Here is a 15213-nt window from a genome sequence, read left to right on the forward strand (position 1 = left end):
GAGCGTGCCTTTCGGCTAGGCGGCGTATATTACGCGCCTTTCGAACAATGTCAACGTTTTAATTTAACTTAATTTCGAAGCGAACCTCGAAGCGTTAATACGTTGTGAATCATTCTCAAACTCGCTGAGTAACTTGCGTTACCTGCCGTGTCTGTGGGGTCGCATTATAGGGATTGAGATCACATTGGCAAGCGTTTTATTACGATAAATTACAATTAATTTTTATACTTACCTTGAACACAAGTTACACACAATTTAAGTGTAGTTATCCACAGAGTTATTAAATGACTTTAACAATTGCAGCTAGGTCATCAAAAACATCTGTTGCTAATGTTTCACCTTCTGGCGTAATAGCTTTACCAGTTCGTACTAAATAATTAGTTTTAACACCCGCTGCGATACCAGCTTGTAGATCAGAAACCTTATCTCCAATTAAAATCGAGCTTTCTATGTCAATATTTAAATCTTCAATCGCATTCATTAGCATGCCAGGTTTAGGTTTACGACAATCACAATCAATTTTAAATTCACCTTGACCTTCTATTGAATGATGCGGGCAATAATAAATACCATCCAAATCTACGCCGCGGTCTGCCATCGACCAATCCATCCATTCAGTTAGAGTATGAAATTGCTCTTCAGTAAAATAACCTCTCGCAATACCTGATTGATTTGTAATAAGGACTAATAGGTAACCTTTTTTCTGAAATTCTATGCAGGACTCTATTACACCCTCTAAAAATTCAAAATCATCGATTTGAGAAACATAGCCATTATCTTTATTAATAACACCATCTCTATCTAAAAATATTGCCGGTTTTGCTTTACTCATTTTTACTTCTCTATTTCAGGGCTGTTTAATAATGTTATTATGCCACCCATTATTATCTCCTACTATTAATAAGAGTGATGTTTATGAATAGAATTATTGTTATAGCTTTTATTAGTCTGCTTTCTGGATGCAGCCATTACCAATTTACTACTAATGTAGATAAACAAAACTTCGATACTTATTTCAAGCCATCGCAAGTAACCATTTATGATAAAAATGAATTATTAGATCTTGATTATACGGTATTAGGCGCAGTTGAAGGCAGTAGCTGCCAAGAAGAAACAAAGGATGTACCTGCAGATATAAAAGAAGCACGCACAAAAGCAAGAATCAATGCAGCAAACATGCATGCAAATGGAGTTATTTTTCAATCTTGTTTAAATTTTGAAGCAGACCAAAGCTGTGTGACTAATATTATTTGCTATGGCAGAGCAATTAAAGTGACTTTACCTAATGACTAACTTTGCTCCTCTCGCAATATTGCATTCTCCTTATAAAGAGAAGTTTGCCGTCCCTAGACAGCCAGGATTAGTTCCGAGTGCAAAAGCAGAATTAGAAATTCTACCTCCTTACGATGATATTAATGCATTTAATGGATTAGAAGTGTTTAGTCATTTATGGTTAATTTTTGAGTTTCATAAAAACACGACTGATAAGTGGAGCCCTACCGTACGTCCTCCACGTTTAGGCGGAAATAAACGGGTTGGTGTATTTGCAACTCGTAGTCCTAATAGGCCTAATTCAATAGGTTTATCTTTAGTTAAGTTTCATGGATTAATTCAACGAGATAAAAAGCTATTTTTGTCTCTAAGTAATATAGATCTAGTTGATTCCACACCTATTATCGATATCAAACCTTATATTCCTTACGCCGATGCATTACCTGATGCAAAGGCTGGGTTTGCCCAAGAAGCACCTGAAACAATATTAACGATTAACTTTAGCGAACAAGCTAACTTACAACTAAAAGCGTTAACTAATGAATATATAGAACTAAAGCAATTTATTATTGAAGTCTTGCAACAAGATCCTCGTCCTGCTTATAAAAAGCTAAAGCCCGATAGCAAAGTCTATGCGATGCATTTATCGGACTTCAATATTAAGTGGCAATGTGCTTTAGATACAGTCTCTGTATTATCTATTAAACGGGTTTAGAAAAAAGATAACCTAATACCCCTCCCACTAGTGCACCAAAGAAATGGCTTTCATAAGAAACATTAGGTGCACTTGGTAAAACACCAAATACCAGTCCTCCATAGAGGATCACAACTAACACTGCAATTAACACATCTCGAAAATGTTTTTGCCTAAATCCATATACGATTAAATAACCCCACATTGCATACACAACACCACTCATACCAATATGAATACTGCCGCCTCTGGCAAACAACCACACCAAACAACCAGTAAATAAAATAGATAAAGTAAATACCATCCAAAACCTTCTTAAGCTATGTAAACCAATCAAACTGGATAAAATAACAAAAGGCAAAAAATTACTAATAAGATGTAACCAATCTGCATGTAAAAAAGGTGCAAATACAATACCTGATAAATGGTTTACTTCACGTGGAACGATCCCCAAACTATTAACGGGCAAAATAATATTAATTAATAATAAAGCAGCACATAATATCATGATCATTAAGCTATGTTTTGCAGGTTTTAAATAACGTTGCATATAAGATCCTCAAGTTCAGAAGATAAACTAACTAAATTCACACTAAAAACACAACATTATTTAGATAAATTAACTAACAATGCTTTAGTCCACCGCCATCGACTGCTAAAATCAGCCAACTTTATATTTGCTATATGATAGATAACTATCAACAAGGATCTCCATGCGCACTACTAATTATTTATTATCCACTCAAAAAGAAGCACCAAGTGATGCAGTAATTGCCAGCCACCAGCTTATGTTACGCGCAGGTATGATCCGTAAACTTGCATCTGGTTTATATACTTGGTTACCAACGGGTTTACGCGTATTACGCAAAGTAGAAAATATTGTACGTGAAGAAATGGAACGCGCAGGTGTTATTGAAGTATTAATGCCTGTCGTACAACCTGCAGACTTATGGCATGAAACAGGTCGTTGGGACAAATTTGGTGGCGAGCTATTGCGCATTAAAGATCGTAATAGTCGTGATTTTGTTTTAGGTCCAACACACGAAGAAGTCATTACAGAACTGGTACGTAAAGAAGTTAGCAGTTACAAACAGTTACCACTTAATTTATTCCAAATTCAAACTAAATTCCGTGATGAAACACGCCCTCGTTTTGGTGTAATGCGTGCTCGTGAATTCACGATGAAAGATGCTTACTCTTTCCACCTTGAGCAAGAGTGTTTAGAAAAAACATACCAAAATATGTTTAATGCTTATTGCAAAATTTTTGATCGCCTAGGTTTAGAATATCGCCCTGTTATTGCTGATACAGGGAGTATCGGTGGTAGTGCTTCTCATGAATTCCACGTATTAGCGCAAAGTGGTGAAGATGCAATTGTATTCTCAGACCAAAGTGATTACGCAGCAAACATTGAAAAAGCAGAAGCGTTAACTCCTGCATTTGATCGCCCAGCAGCAAGCGCTGAATTAACTGTAGTAGATACTCCTAACACACATACTATTGAAGAAGTATGCAACCTACTTAATGTTGAAGCATCAAATACAGTTAAAACATTGTTAGTTGAAGGAGATGCAGAAGAAGGGGAAGTGCCTGCTGTTATTGCATTAGTCCTACGTGGTGACCACAATCTGAATGAAATTAAAGTTGAACACATTGAAGGGATTGCAAGCCCATTACGTTTTGCAAGTGCTCAACAAGTTTTAGACGCTGCAAACTGCGAAGCTGGTTCTATTGGTCCTAAAGGTTTATCTATTCGCACTATCGTTGATCGCAGTGCAGAAAAATTAGCAGACTTTGTTTGTGGTGCCAATGAAACAGGTAAACATTTAACAGGTGTTAACTGGGATCGTGATATCACTGAATATGAAGTTGCTGATTTACGTGACGTGGTTGAAGGTGACCCAAGTCCATGTGGTAAAGGAACATTATCAATTGCTCGCGGTATCGAAGTGGGTCATATATTCCAATTAGGTGATACTTACGCTAAATCAATGAATGCGGCAGTATTAAACCAACAAGGTAAAAATCAAGTGATGACCATGGGTTGTTACGGGATTGGTATTTCTCGTATTGTTGCAGCGGCTATTGAACAGAATAATGATAAAAACGGTATTATTTGGAATGATGCTTTAGCACCTTTCTCTGTTGTTATTGTGCCTATGAATATGAAGAAATCACACCGAGTGGCAGATCTAGCAGAACAATATTATGCAGAATTAAAAGCTGCAGGTATTGAGGTGTTATTAGATGATCGTAAAGAACGCCCAGGGATTATGTTTGCAGATGCTGAATTAATCGGTATTCCGCATACTTTCGTCATTGGTGATCGTAGTATTGACAACGGAGTTATTGAATATAAAGATCGTATCTCTGGCGAAAAACAAGAAGTGAAAATTGAAGAAGTGATTGAGTTTATTAAAGCTAAATTTGCTTAAATAAAAACTTCTTGATGATAGTTAAACAAAACCACGCCGTATTCGCGTGGTTTTTTTATACGCAAAATTCAAATAGCCTTAGAAATATTCATTCATCATTTACCTAAATTACATTAATATTAAGAGAAATCAGATTAAATATGGATGTTTTATGAAATGGTTATTACAGCTTTTATTATTCATACCTATCATTTTCACTTCATTTTATTCAAACGCAGAGGCAAATTCGCCAACCATGGAAAATAAGTTAGGTGAAATGCTAGATAATAAATATCAGCTTAATACTGAAGCACAGCTAGATAATAACTATTCTCCTGAAATTAATGAATTTTGGGATAAACATGCCCAAGTATATTCTTTTGAAAGCACTAATGGTGGCACCATCCATACCATTCACATCACTACAGGGCAAAAAAATGCAGTTGTCATCAGCCAAGGTCGTAATGAGTCAGTTTTAAAATATAAAGAGTTTGCTTTCGATCTAAGTAAGCAAGGTTATGATGTCTTTTTAATTGACCATAGAGGACAAGGTTTCTCAAGTCGTTTAGGTGGCGATGCTCACCGAGGTCATGTAGAAGATTTCCAACATTATGTAATCGATCTAAAAACCTTTATTGATTCATTACAATTAGACAAACATTATCAATATCGATTCTTGTTATCTCATTCAATGGGAGGCACCATTAATGCTTTATATTTAGAGGAACAATCACATCCCTTCCAAGCAGCCGCTTTTTTCAGCCCAATGTTTTCTATTAATTTAGGAGGATTACCCGCTTTCATTGCAAAAATAATTAGTTATATCAGTGATTTATTATGTCGTTGGTTTAGTGATTTAGCTTGTTATGCTCCAGGTGTAGGCCCCTATAAAGCAACATCATTTGAAAAAAATGAATTAACAAACAGTACAAAACGTTACGCTTCTGCTTTTCATTTTTTTGAAGTTGCAAAAGAAACACAACTTGGCGGTGCAACCATGCGATGGGTTAACCAAAGCTTATATGCTACTGAAAAAGCAATTGATAGCGCTTCCCTTATAAAAATCCCAGTCATTATTATTCAATCAGGAGCAGACTCCATCGTAACAGCAGAGGGGCAACAGGCATTTTTAGAAAATAGCGCACAATGTGCTGCGAGTAAGTTAGTTACAATAGCCGGCGCTAAACATGAGTTATTATTGGAGCAAGATATATATAGAATACCTGCAATAACCGCTGTACTTGATTTCTTCCAACAATATCAAAAAGGTAAACTAGCATGTATAAAATAGCCATTTCAGATCTTGATGGGACATTACTTGGGCCTGATCATAAGATATCAAATACAACAAAGCAGAGCATTGATCAGTGGATACAAAATGATAGAAGGTTTGTCATTGCCACAGGTAGGCATTATATCGAAGCTAAAACAATCCAAGATGAAATCATAGAATCAACATATCTTATTTCATCGAATGGAGCTCGCGTACACAATAAACATGGTGAAATTGTTTTAAAACAGAACCTACCAGCAGATATTGCAACAATCATTTGTAATGATTACTTTGATAGTGAAATACAAACCAACCTTTTTACTGACCAACAATGGTACGCCAACTTCTTATTACCAGAATTAACTGAGATGAGTTTGAATAAAAAATTTCAATGTGAAGTTACAAATTTAAAAGAGATTGATAAATCAGACACCATTAAAATATTCTTTTGGGGAGAAAGAGAAAAGCTAAATATTATTTATAAAGCACTTCACTTACAATTTTCAGATAAAATTAACCTCACCTTTTCACTTGATAGATGCTTAGAAGTCATGGCGGCCAATGCCAATAAAGGCAGTGCGATAACTGCATTATTAGCATCAAAAAATTTATCGGTAGAGCAAACCATTGCTTTTGGTGATGGCATGAATGATGTTGAAATGTTACAAGTTGTAGGTAAACCTATCTTAATGGCAAATTCTCAAGCAGATTTACTCAAAGCATTACCCGATGCTGAAATTACAAAGTCATCAAAAGAAAACGGCGTAGCCATTAAGCTAAACAGTATTTTACATAACGCAAAAAATACTAAAACTTAAAATAAATAGTTTTTATTTTGGTTGAGTAAATAACTTAAAAAGAGCTTCAGCTGCATTAGATAAATAACGTTCTTTCGAATAGGCCATAGCAAGTTGCCAGCGGATCTCAGGTTGAGTCTGACGAAATATATATTCATCTCCATCTAGCTTTTTACAAATTGGCTCTGGTATAAAGCTGACACCAAGGCCACTTTTTACCATCGCGGCAATAAAATCCCATTGGCTACTTCTCATTCCTACTTTAGGATAAAATCCTGCATCTTGACAGACTCCTTCAACCCGATCACTTAATGCAAAATCAGTGTTATAAAGATAAAACATTTCATCTTTAAGAGCAGATACTTGCAATGTTTGAATAGATTGCCAACGTGATTGTTTTGGAAGAACAGCCCACACTGAATAATCATCAATTTTTTTATAACTCAACTTCTCACTTTTCAGGGGTAGCATAGTGATCGCTAAATCCAATTCACCATTTAATAAAGCCAATTCATTTTTATGGCTACCATGCTCGAAAGTAACTAAATCAATATTAGGATGCGCTAAACGAAATTCAGCTAATAATTGAGCATATAAATGCCCAACCATTGGTGGAATACCAACCTTTACTTCACCGTGTCCCAATTGGCTTAAATCATTTAATTCAGCTTTCATTTGCTGCATTTGCAATATCATCATTTCACCATAACGAAATACAACTTCCCCTGCAGCGGTTAATCCGATATTTCGTCCCTGCCGATGCAAGAGCTTTTCATTACATTGTGTCTCCAATGATTTCACTGCTTTACTTATTGTTGGCTGAGTTACATATAAAACCTCTGAAGCACGAGTAAAACTTTTAGTACGAATAAGGGTAACAAAATAATGTAATTCACGATTATTCAAGATGAATGCTCCTTAAATCATTCCAAAATGGAATACTTTACACTTATATTATTCATTTCATAATATTAACCAAGTACTTTATACTGATTTACATCAATTTATTAACTTGGTTTTGAAAATGAAAAAAAACGGGTTTACCTTACTCCAAGTCGCATTGTTATGCGCAATGTGGATACTAGCAGATATAGTAGTTAAAAAGTTTTCCATCCCTCTACCTTCTAATGTTCTAGGCATGTTAATACTATTTATTTTGTTATTAACAGGCATTGTAAAAGTTAAGTGGTTTAAACTCGGTGCAATGTGGCTTTTAGCTGAAATGTTACTCTTTTTTATTCCCGCCGTTATTTCAATCGTTAATTATCAAGAAATTGTACTTTCAAGCGGCCTAAAAATTCTTGCCGTTATTATGATAAGTACTGTTTTTGTTTTAGGTATTACAGCAAAAGTTGTAGAAAAGATTTATGAATATGAAGTTAGAAAGTTAGATGAAAAAAAATTAAAAACTGATATAGAAGGAATAGAATAATATGCATCCTCTCATTCCATTTGTATATTTAGCATTCACAGTACTTTGTTATTACTTAAGTAAAGCTATTTATAACCGCACTAAATTCATCCTATTTGTTCCACTTATTTTTGTACCTATTATCCTATTGATTTTAGTTTCAATAATGCACATTGATTACAGCCAATATATTGCAGAATCTCATTGGTTATTATGGATGTTAGGCCCTGCAACAATTGCTTTTGCTATTCCGGTTTATGAAAACCGTCATTTAATGGTTCAACATTGGCGTTCACTTACCGTTGGTGTTTTGGTAGCCGTACTTGCAGGTGTTGGTAGTACCGTTTTATTAAGTCGACTATTTTCATTATCTGAATTATTACAACGCAGCTTAGCAATGCGTTCAATTACTACTCCTTTTGCCATTGAAGCAACTAAGAGTGTTGGTGGTCAACCTGATTTAACAGCGGTATTCGTGGTTATTACAGGCGTAGTTGGGATTTTATTTGGAGAGCTGATTCTAGGCTGGTTATCAATTGGCTCTCATCATGGTAAAGGTGCAGGCATGGGAGCTTGTGCACATGGAGCAGGTACTGCAACAGCTTATAAAATACACGACCAAGCCGGTGTTATCGCAAGTTTAGTGATGATGTTATCAGGTGTATTAACTGTTTTATCAGCACCTTTACTTGGGCATATCCTCTGGTAAATTGAATTAAGCCCCATAAAAAAGATCCTTTATAGGATCTTTTTTTGGGTAATGAAAACATAACTATTGTTGATCACGCTGAAAAACTAAATTCGTTTCATTAGAAGCCGCTTCAACAAAATAATAACCATCAACAGAAAAAGCTTTTAACAGCTCAATATCTGTAATTTCATTTTCCATAATATATCGCGCCATTAAACCACGCGCTTTTTTCGCATAAAAACTGATCACTTTATATTGCCCATTCTTTTGATCTTTAAAGATAGGCGTGATCACAGTTGCATTTAATTGCTTAGTTTTCACTGCTTTAAAATATTCATTAGATGCCAAGTTAACTAAATACTGGCTACCTACTTCTTGCAGTTTTAGATTTAGTTTTTCGGTGATCAATTCTCCCCAAAACTGATAAAGATTTGTACCTCGTTCGTTATCTAAACGTGTTCCCATCTCAAGACGATACGCCAGCATTAAATCTAAAGGGCGTAATAAACCATATAATCCAGATAAAATTCGTAGGTTCTGCTGCGCATATTGCAGCGTTTTATCGGTTAATGTCTCAGCATCTAAGCCAGTATAAACATCACCTTTAAAAGCAAATAAACACTGTTTTGCATCATTATCTAACGAAAAAGGAGTTTGCCATTGCGCAAAACGAGCAACATTTAAACCAGCTATTTTGTCACTTACTTTCATTAATGAAGCAACATCTTGCATTGATAGTTGCTTACAACGATCGATTAATCGCTGGCTTTCAGTTAATAAATCAGCTTGGGAATATTCTGTTGTGGTGGCAGGCGTATCAAAATTTAATGTTTTTGCTGGAGATATAACAACAATCATTTTTTTTCCTAATCTATCAAAAAAGAAAGCGACAACCGCAACCGCTTTCTTTTAGTTAATATTTAACTATCAGTCTACTTAACCAACAGTAACATCATTTAATGTACCTGCACTACGATTTGCAGAAGCACCGGTTTCTTTTAATTTAATCATCAAACGTAAATCATTAGATGAATCTGCATGTGCTAGTGCTTCAGTATATCCAATATGCCCTTCATCATATAAATTGAACAACGCTTGATCAAATGTTTGCATACCATGCTCTGTAGAAGCTTTCATAATATCTTTTAATAAATGTAAATCTCCTTTACGAATAGCGTCTGCCAAAGTCGGAGTATTAAACATAATTTCAAAAGCAGCCCTACTACCTTTACCATCAACGGTTGGGATTAATTGTTGAGCGACAATTGCTTTTAAGTTTACAGAAAGATCAAATAAAAATTGACGATGACGTTCTTTAGGCACTAAGTGCAAAATACGATCCAGCGCTTGGTTGGCATTATTAGCATGTAATGTTGCCATACAAAGATGCCCTGTTTCAGCAAACGTTAATGCATATTGCATTGTTTCACGTGTTCGAATCTCACCTTGAACGATGACATCTGGCGCTTGACGTAATGAATTACGTAATGCTTCTTCAAAAGAATCCGTATCTAAGCCCACTTCTCGCTGAGTAATAACTGAGCGAGCATGTTCGTGAACAAATTCAATTGGATCTTCAACGGTCAAAATATGCCCGGATGCATGTTGATTACGGAAACCAATCATCGCCGCTTGGGTTGTTGATTTGCCTGCACCGGTTGCACCAACAAATAAAATAAGCCCACGTTTAGCCATGCAAGCTTCTTTTAATTGCTCAGGCAAATATAACTCTTCAAAAGTTGGAATATTACCTTGGATACGGCGAACAACCATGCCTGGACTATCTTTTTGCATAAATGCACTAATACGAAAACGCCCTGCATCGGGTAAATGAATCGCAAAATTAGCTTCTTTTTTACTTTTAAATTCAGCCATACGATCTTCATCCATCGTACTCGCTAACAAATCATAAATATCATCAGCCGCTAAATTTTTTTCAGATAAAGACTCTAATCGACCATTTAATTTAATGGTTGGTGGTAAACCAACTGAAATATATAAATCCGAGGCTTTTACTTGGTCCAAGGTATTTAATAATTTATTTAACATATCTATTCCCTAGAAAGTTTTAGGATCCATCGCTTTTTGAGAAGCATCTTCATAAGACACAACACCTTGGCTAACTAAATTACGTAAACACTGATCTAATGTTTGCATACCATGTACCATCCCAGTTTGAATAACCGAGTACATTTGAGCAACTTTATCTTCACGAATTAAGTTACGAATAGCAGGAATACCTAACATGATCTCATGAGCAGCCACACGTCCACCGCCATGTTTTTTTAATAATGTTTGTGAAATTACAGCTCGTAATGACTCAGAGAGCATTGAGCGCACCATACTTTTTTCTTCAGCAGGAAATACATCAATAATACGGTCAATCGTTTTAGCCGCAGAAGTTGTATGCAATGTACCAAATACCAAGTGTCCCGTTTCTGCAGCAGTTAAAGCAAGACGAATAGTTTCTAAATCACGCATCTCCCCCACTAGAATAACATCGGGATCTTCACGTAACGCACTACGTAGAGCCATATCAAATCCTAATGTGTCTTTATGCACTTCTCGTTGGTTAATCAGTGCTTTTTTAGATTCATGCACAAACTCAATAGGATCTTCGATAGTTAAGATATGCTCATGGCGAGATTCATTAATATAATCAATCATCGCAGCTAACGTAGTTGATTTACCTGAACCTGTTGGGCCTGTAACGAGTACCAATCCACGAGGGAACTCAGATATTTTTTTAAAAATTTCTGGCGCAGCAAGGTCATGCAGAGTTAATACCGTACTAGGAATGGTACGAAATACGGCACCAGCACCGCGCTTTTGATTAAAAGCATTTACACGAAAACGAGCTAAATCTGGAATTTCAAAAGAAAAATCTGTTTCTAATTGCTCTTCATAATCTTTACGCTGTTTATCATTCATGATGTCATAAATCAGGCTATGTACCTCTTTATGGTCTAATGCAGGTACATTTACCTTACGTACCTCACCATCTACCCTAATCATTGGCGGAACACCTGCAGAAAGGTGTAGATCTGATGCATTATGCTTTACACTAAAGGCTAATAATTCCGTTATATCCATAATTTAAAATCCCTAATAATATGACTAATATATCTAACAATATTGTCGCCATTCAACAAAGAATAGCGAAGGCGAATAAACAAGCACAGCGTCAAGATGAAGTGCAGTTATTAGCCGTGAGCAAAACCAAGCCGGTTTCGCTAATTAAACAAGCATTTGCACAAGGTTTATCTCACTTTGGAGAAAATTATGTGCAAGAAAGTGTGGATAAAATTCAACAAATTAAACTAGATAGTGATTTTGACAGACCTATATATTGGTATTTTATAGGCCCCCTTCAATCCAATAAAACACGTCCTGTTGCTGAAAATTTTGATTGGGTACAAAGCGTTGATCGTTTAAAAATAGCACAACGACTTAATCAACAACGCCCAGAAAACTTACCGATTCTCAATATTTGCTTACAGGTTAATATTAGCGGAGAAAAAAGTAAATCAGGTACTACTTTATCACAGGTAATGGAACTGGCTTCACAAGTTCAGGATCTACCTCGCCTAAAACTTCGTGGTATTATGGCAATACCTCAAAAGAGTGATGACCTAGCAATAGTTGAACAACAATTCTCAGAGTTACACAATATATATCAAGAGTTACAACAACAATATTCTGACATAGATACATTATCGATGGGTATGAGTGCTGATTTAGAAAGCGCGATCAAATGTGGTAGCACTATGGTACGAGTAGGTACTGATATTTTTGGTGCTCGATAAAAATTAAAGTAAGGAAACATTACATGCAACATAAGAAAATCACCTTTATCGGAGCCGGCAACATGGCAGGCAGTATTATTAGTGGTTTAGTAAAAGGTGGGTATCCTGCTGAACTGATCTGTGCATCGGCACCAAGTTTGACTAATACACAGAAATTAAGTGCTGAGTTTTCAATATTAAATAGCCAAGATAATATTCAATCTGCACAATGGGCTGAAGTGGTTGTGTTATCTGTGAAACCTCAAATGATGGCAGATGTTTGTGAAACCCTGATTAAAGATGGTGTCGATTTTAGTAATAAATTAGTTATCTCAATTGCAGCAGGAATTTCAGTTGAACGCTTGCAATCAATTCTAGGTGAAAACACTGCAGTGATACGCACTATGCCAAATACACCTTCTTTACTGGGTAAAGGCATGACAGGTTTATTTGCTTCATCACAAGTAACGAATGATGATAAAAGTTACGCAGGTGATTTAATGGCTGCGGTTGGTGAAATTATTTGGGTTGAAAAAGAAACAAAAATTAATGGCATTATTGCGGCTTCTGGTTCTGCACCTGCTTATTTTTTCTTGTTTATGGAAGCAATGCAAACAAAAGCAATGGAACTTGGTTTTAATGAACAAGAAGCGCGTTTATTAGTTCAACAAACTGCAATTGGTAGTGCTGAAATGGTCAAACAGAACCCACAATTAGATTTAGCAACATTGCGTAATAACGTAACATCAAAAGGTGGCACAACGGCTGAGGCTGTTCGTACGCTACAAGAATTGTCTTTACCAGAAACAGTAGCAAAAGCGATGCAAGCAGCAGTTGATCGTGGCGCAGAAATGGAAAAACTGTTTTAATATTCTAATAAAAATACGAGGTAGTAAATGAACGCAGTTAATTTTTTAGTTAATACCCTGTTTGACCTGTATATCATGGTCATTCTTTTACGTGTTTGGTTACAACTAGCACGAGCAGATTTTTATAATCCATTCAGTCAATTTATTGTTAAGGCAACTCAGCCTGTAGTTGGACCATTACGCCGAATGATCCCCAGCTTAGGTGGGTTAGATATTGCCACTATTTTATTTGCGGTCGTTGTTGCTGCACTTAAAGTGATCACATTAAGCCTAATGATGAATTACGGTATTGATCCTGTCGTCACCTTAATTTCAGCATTGGTTATTGTAATTACAGCTGCCTTCAAATTAGTATTTTGGGTCTTAGTATTACGTGCCATTCTTAGTTGGGTTAGCCGTGGTCAAAACCCTATTGAAGCAGTAATGATTCAATTATCAGAGCCTCTTTTAAGCCCAATACGTCGCATTCTTCCTCCATTAGGTGGATTAGATTTATCAATTGTTGTTGTGCTTTTAGGATTACAGTTTTTAGAAATTTTATTGAATGATGTGATCGCAAGATTTCTAGGTTAATCTTTTAATTATGTTTATAGTCGAATAATGACAAATTATTATTCATATCAAGGCGAAGATTTATTGCTTCGCCTTTATTTACAACCTAAAGCCAGTCGCGATCAGTTTGTAGGGCAACACGGTGAAGAATTAAAAGTGAGTATTACCGCTCCACCTATAGACGGTAAAGCGAATGCACATTTAATAAAGTTTTTAAGTAAACAATTTAACGTAGCTAAAAGTGCAATTAATGTCGAAAAAGGAACACAAAGCCGACACAAATTAATTCGTATTAAAGCGCCTAAAAAACTACCGTCCATTTTTTCAGAATAAGGGAAAACATGTTTCGTTCAATAACGGTATTTAAAGCATTATTAATGAGTACATTATTATTCAGTAGTGTATTTGCTAATGCAGGACAATTTAAACAATTTGCTAATTTAGAAGTACATTACATCGCTTTACCAAGTACATTCATACAACCCGATGTCGCACAAAAAAACAATATCAAACGTAGTAAATATAATGGATTACTAAACTTAGCAATACTTGATAACAACCAAGATAAAAAAGCAGTCACAGCAATCATCACTGGAACAGGTAGAAACTTACTTGGACAAACACATCAATTAAAATTTACTGAAATAAAAGAAGGTAAAGCTATCTATTATATAGCTGAGTACCCTTTTACCAATGAAGAAATTGTTAATTTTGATATTAATATCAAGACAGAAAAGAAATCGAATACACTTAAATTTCAACATAAATTTTATGTTGATTAAGGAAATGACATGAAACAAAAATGGGTACTTGCCACCGGCAATCAAGGCAAAGTAAAAGAGATGAGCGAGTTGTTAAATAGCTTTTCTATTGAAGTTTTACCACAAAGTCAATTTAACGTACCAGATGTTCCAGAAACAGGTACCACGTTTGTAGAAAATGCCATTATTAAAGCACGCCATGCAGCCAAATTAACCGGGTTACCTGCGATCGCTGATGATTCAGGTTTAGAGGTGGATTTTTTAAATGGTCAACCAGGGATTTATTCTGCGCGCTTTGCCGGTGAAAATGCAACAGACCAAGATAATATAGACAAATTATTAAATAAGCTTGAGGGGATCGCAGTAGAACAACGCAAAGCACGTTTCCAGTGTGTATTAGTTTATATGCGTCATGAGTTAGACCCAACACCTATCATCTGCCAAGGAACTTGGGAAGGCAGCATAACAGAGGTTAAACATGGAGAGAATGGCTTTGGATACGATCCTTTATTTTGGGTAGAGAGCGAACAATCAACTTCAGCACAGCTAAGTAAACAACGTAAAAGTGAATTAAGTCACCGTGGCAAAGCACTAACGCAATTAGTGGCATTATTAAAAGAGCAATTATCAGCTTAATTTTACTTTAAAATAACTTTCATACATTTAAAAGCGGCTTTTAGGTCGCTTTTTCAAT

At 35.7% G+C, this 15213-nt stretch carries 19 protein-coding genes; 13 read left to right on the plus strand and 6 right to left on the minus strand.

What is annotated here, in order from left to right; all coding sequences use genetic code 11:
• Nucleotides 1–280: 280 nt before the first annotated feature.
• Nucleotides 281–832, minus strand: a complete 552-nt coding sequence (gene gmhB / locus E2R68_RS07585; protein ID WP_134277024.1) for a D-glycero-beta-D-manno-heptose 1,7-bisphosphate 7-phosphatase — start codon at nt 830–832, stop codon at nt 281–283.
• An 83-nt stretch (nt 833–915) separates the two neighbouring features.
• Here gmhB and rcsF point away from each other — a divergent pair, with 83 nt between their 5' ends.
• A complete protein-coding gene (gene rcsF / locus E2R68_RS07590; protein WP_134277026.1) occupies nt 916–1293 on the plus strand; it encodes an Rcs stress response system protein RcsF in 378 nt (125 codons plus the stop codon).
• The gene (gene tsaA / locus E2R68_RS07595) at nt 1286–1987 is read left to right on the plus strand and encodes a tRNA (N6-threonylcarbamoyladenosine(37)-N6)-methyltransferase TrmO (protein WP_134277028.1); all 702 of its coding nucleotides are present in this window, start codon (nt 1286–1288) and stop codon (nt 1985–1987) included. The genes rcsF and tsaA overlap by 8 nt, the downstream gene beginning before the upstream one ends.
• Here the strand turns inward: tsaA and E2R68_RS07600 are convergent.
• Nucleotides 1974–2516 (minus strand): rhomboid family intramembrane serine protease, encoded by a 543-nt coding sequence (locus E2R68_RS07600; RefSeq protein ID WP_134277030.1) that lies wholly within the window; start codon nt 2514–2516, stop codon nt 1974–1976. The two genes, tsaA and E2R68_RS07600, sit on opposite strands and share 14 nt — an antisense overlap.
• A gap of 163 nt (nt 2517–2679) precedes the next feature.
• On the opposite strand from E2R68_RS07600, the gene E2R68_RS07605 reads away from it, so the two are divergent.
• The 3 genes from E2R68_RS07605 to E2R68_RS07615 all read left to right on the plus strand — a co-directional run bounded on the left by E2R68_RS07605 (nt 2680) and on the right by E2R68_RS07615 (nt 6471).
• A complete protein-coding gene (locus E2R68_RS07605) occupies nt 2680–4401 on the plus strand; it encodes a proline--tRNA ligase (RefSeq protein ID WP_134277032.1) in 1722 nt (573 codons plus the stop codon).
• 151 nt (nt 4402–4552) lie between these two features.
• Complete coding sequence (locus E2R68_RS07610; RefSeq protein WP_134277034.1) at nt 4553–5671, plus strand: alpha/beta fold hydrolase; 1119 nt, start codon at nt 4553–4555, stop codon at nt 5669–5671.
• Nucleotides 5659–6471 (plus strand): Cof-type HAD-IIB family hydrolase, encoded by an 813-nt coding sequence (locus E2R68_RS07615; RefSeq protein ID WP_134277035.1) that lies wholly within the window; start codon nt 5659–5661, stop codon nt 6469–6471. The genes E2R68_RS07610 and E2R68_RS07615 overlap by 13 nt, the downstream gene beginning before the upstream one ends.
• Nucleotides 6472–6483: 12 nt before the next feature.
• On the opposite strand, the gene E2R68_RS07620 is transcribed toward E2R68_RS07615, so the two are convergent.
• Nucleotides 6484–7356, minus strand: coding sequence for a LysR family transcriptional regulator (locus E2R68_RS07620; protein ID WP_134277037.1), 873 nt, complete (start codon nt 7354–7356; stop codon nt 6484–6486).
• Between the two features lie 118 nt (nt 7357–7474).
• Here E2R68_RS07620 and E2R68_RS07625 point away from each other — a divergent pair, with 118 nt between their 5' ends.
• Nucleotides 7475–7882: a CidA/LrgA family protein gene (locus E2R68_RS07625; protein ID WP_134277039.1), complete on the plus strand. Its 408-nt coding sequence runs from the start codon at nt 7475–7477 to the stop codon at nt 7880–7882.
• A gap of 1 nt (nt 7883) precedes the next feature.
• Nucleotides 7884–8570, plus strand: coding sequence for an LrgB family protein (locus tag E2R68_RS07630; RefSeq protein WP_134277041.1), 687 nt, complete (start codon nt 7884–7886; stop codon nt 8568–8570).
• A gap of 63 nt (nt 8571–8633) precedes the next feature.
• Here E2R68_RS07630 and yaaA read toward each other — a convergent pair whose 3' ends face one another.
• From yaaA to E2R68_RS07645, 3 genes are all read right to left on the minus strand, one after another.
• The gene (gene yaaA / locus E2R68_RS07635) at nt 8634–9410 is read right to left on the minus strand and encodes a peroxide stress protein YaaA (RefSeq protein ID WP_134277043.1); all 777 of its coding nucleotides are present in this window, start codon (nt 9408–9410) and stop codon (nt 8634–8636) included.
• Between the two features lie 78 nt (nt 9411–9488).
• Nucleotides 9489–10601 carry a PilT/PilU family type 4a pilus ATPase gene (locus tag E2R68_RS07640; protein WP_134277045.1) on the minus strand — a complete coding sequence of 371 codons (1113 nt, stop codon included), beginning with the start codon at nt 10599–10601 and terminating at the stop codon, nt 9489–9491.
• A gap of 9 nt (nt 10602–10610) precedes the next feature.
• On the minus strand, nt 10611–11645 hold the full coding sequence (locus tag E2R68_RS07645) for a type IV pilus twitching motility protein PilT (RefSeq protein ID WP_134277047.1): 1035 nt from the start codon (nt 11643–11645) through the stop codon (nt 10611–10613).
• 20 nt (nt 11646–11665) lie between these two features.
• Between E2R68_RS07645 and E2R68_RS07650 the strand changes: the two genes are divergently transcribed.
• From E2R68_RS07650 to E2R68_RS07675, 6 genes are read left to right on the plus strand one after another with little or no spacing between them, the layout of a single operon-like run.
• The gene (locus E2R68_RS07650; protein WP_134277049.1) at nt 11666–12358 is read left to right on the plus strand and encodes a YggS family pyridoxal phosphate-dependent enzyme; all 693 of its coding nucleotides are present in this window, start codon (nt 11666–11668) and stop codon (nt 12356–12358) included.
• A gap of 23 nt (nt 12359–12381) precedes the next feature.
• Nucleotides 12382–13206 (plus strand): pyrroline-5-carboxylate reductase, encoded by an 825-nt coding sequence (gene proC, locus E2R68_RS07655; protein ID WP_134277051.1) that lies wholly within the window; start codon nt 12382–12384, stop codon nt 13204–13206.
• A 27-nt stretch (nt 13207–13233) separates the two neighbouring features.
• Nucleotides 13234–13779, plus strand: coding sequence for a YggT family protein (locus E2R68_RS07660; RefSeq protein WP_134277053.1), 546 nt, complete (start codon nt 13234–13236; stop codon nt 13777–13779).
• A gap of 27 nt (nt 13780–13806) precedes the next feature.
• Nucleotides 13807–14091 (plus strand): DUF167 family protein YggU, encoded by a 285-nt coding sequence (yggU, locus tag E2R68_RS07665; protein ID WP_134277055.1) that lies wholly within the window; start codon nt 13807–13809, stop codon nt 14089–14091.
• An 8-nt stretch (nt 14092–14099) separates the two neighbouring features.
• Entirely contained in the window at nt 14100–14540 is a 441-nt protein-coding gene (locus E2R68_RS07670) for a DUF4426 domain-containing protein (protein WP_134277057.1), read from the plus strand.
• Nucleotides 14541–14549: 9 nt separating this feature from the next.
• A complete protein-coding gene (locus E2R68_RS07675; RefSeq protein ID WP_134277059.1) occupies nt 14550–15155 on the plus strand; it encodes an XTP/dITP diphosphatase in 606 nt (201 codons plus the stop codon).
• Nucleotides 15156–15213 lie beyond the last annotated feature (58 nt).

This window comes from Psychromonas algarum (assembly GCF_004376845.1).
Classification (GTDB): domain Bacteria; phylum Pseudomonadota; class Gammaproteobacteria; order Enterobacterales; family Psychromonadaceae; genus Psychromonas.